General features: G+C 38.0%; 2 protein-coding genes. One reads left to right on the forward strand and one right to left on the reverse strand.

Going from position 1 to position 1,922, the window contains the following annotated elements; genetic code table 11:
- Positions 1-437 precede the first annotated feature (437 nt).
- A complete protein-coding gene (locus tag ACT3SX_RS14870; RefSeq protein ID WP_192520700.1) occupies positions 438-1,145 on the reverse strand; it encodes a ZIP family metal transporter in 708 nt (235 codons plus the stop codon).
- A gap of 425 nt (positions 1,146-1,570) precedes the next feature.
- Between ACT3SX_RS14870 and ACT3SX_RS14875 the strand changes: the two genes are divergently transcribed.
- Positions 1,571-1,915, forward strand: a complete 345-nt coding sequence (locus tag ACT3SX_RS14875; protein ID WP_192520699.1) for a hypothetical protein — start codon at positions 1,571-1,573, stop codon at positions 1,913-1,915.
- Positions 1,916-1,922 lie beyond the last annotated feature (7 nt).

A 1,922-nucleotide genomic window follows, 5' to 3' on the forward strand; every position in this document is an offset into this window, starting at 1 on the left:
TAACTTTATAGTGCGATCGCTATAATACAGAGCTGCATACTGGTGAGCATCGTCCAGACACGATAAAACCGCATAGCAATAAATTGTTATGCGGTTTTATTGTTAACTATCCATGTTACTTATCACAGCTGTTTCCTATGCATCCTTGCATAATATTCAGCATGTTGTGATATTAGGCATCCTGCCCTTTTACTATCTATAGTAGGATTAACTACTATCAGCAACGGTTATGTGTCCTTACTCCACTTACTATTCTCATCCTGATAGTAGTAAGTGAATCATTATCCTTAATGCGGTCAACTCAATCCTTGAGTCACATTTCCTAATGCCGTGTAACTATAATGCCTAAATCTTAATCCCCTGTTAAGTCGCATAAGCGTCATTGCGTGTAAGCATATGCTTACAAATGCTTTATAACGAGCCAGTTTACATTGTTTTTAGATAAGCATTTCACCGACAACACCAATCAAAAACCCAAAGGTTGCGCCTAACGAAGTCATATAATTACTATTTAGCTTACTCTCAGGAATAATATCCTGAATCAACAGATAAAGTATCCCACCACTGGCAAAAGTCATGAGGTATGCTGTCATACTAGGATGCTGACTCAATAAAAAATGCCCAATCAGCGCGGAAATAATACCAAAGAAACTTAATATAAAGAAAATAGCCAAGGTTTTTTTGACACTGAAACCACTCTGTACCAAATCGCGAAAAGAGTTAAAAGCTTCAGGTAAATTCTGCAAACCAATAAATACTGTTAATAATATCGCCATTTGTGGTTCGATGGCAAAAACAGCTCCAAGAGCAATAGATTCAGGTACAAAGTCCATCATCATCGCTAGCAACGTCGCTTGCTGACTTCCTGACTTTGCCAGTCTACGATCAATGAACATAAACAGCACAGCACCTAGTGAGAACGATGCCATCACGCCCCAAACGCTCAGCACTTCCATACCCTTGGGTATTAGCACTAAGGCTAATGCTGACAGTATTATGCCAGCGCCGAATGACATGAGTGTATGAACCAATTGCGACTTAAAAGGGCTGTCTTTGATGTGATGATCAAATATGTTCGCCAGTACGCCCCCTATAAACACAGTTGCACCTGCAAATCCTGAAAACAAAATCAGTTCGAATGGCATGTCTTTCTCATTATTTATTATTGTTTGTTAGTTATCTTGATAATGCTGCCCGATTATACACATGTCACTTACAACGTCTTAACGCAAGTGACACCTAACCTCAAGTTTTATACTCTATGATTAATGATATATTTCATTAACTTATATCGTACTAAAATTTTGCGCTGCACTAAAATCAAACCACTACATAATGGGTGTAACCAATTTTAGGCTGATCGTTGTTCCGCTATAAAATAAATATAGCGATACTAGGTGCATTTTACGTAGCCTCTGTCCTACGTCATACAACAAGCAAGGAAAGTGTAGACCAAAATCGCACAGTTATATCTCTTTCATTTAGGACTGACTATAGTACGGCTGTAATCCTATTTTTTAAGTTAAAAACGTACGTTCATTTTGCTAGGCAGACAACAAGGATTTGTATTATGAAAACCCCACAAGGCTCAATTATAAAAACACTTTCAACCTCTGGGCTGTCTATCGCTCTACTAGGAACGCTAGTAGGATGTGCCACTGTAGCGCCACCTCACGATAATCGCCCTATTTATCGTAACAGTCATGCGATTAACCATAGTCATCAGCTGCCTCAAGATTTACATCGTAAAGTTTACAACGACCATCGCAATAAAGATGTAGGCAAAAAAGAACATAGGAATAAGAGTAAATATAAGGACAGAAAGCACGACAAAAACAAAAATAGCAATGATAAAAGAGACGATAGAAGGGATAGAGATGATGACAAAAGATATAACGAAAAAAATCGCAGGTAAAAAAATT

This window comes from Psychrobacter sp. AOP31-B2-9 (assembly GCF_052378005.1).
In the GTDB taxonomy this organism is placed as follows: Bacteria; Pseudomonadota; Gammaproteobacteria; order Pseudomonadales; family Moraxellaceae; genus Psychrobacter.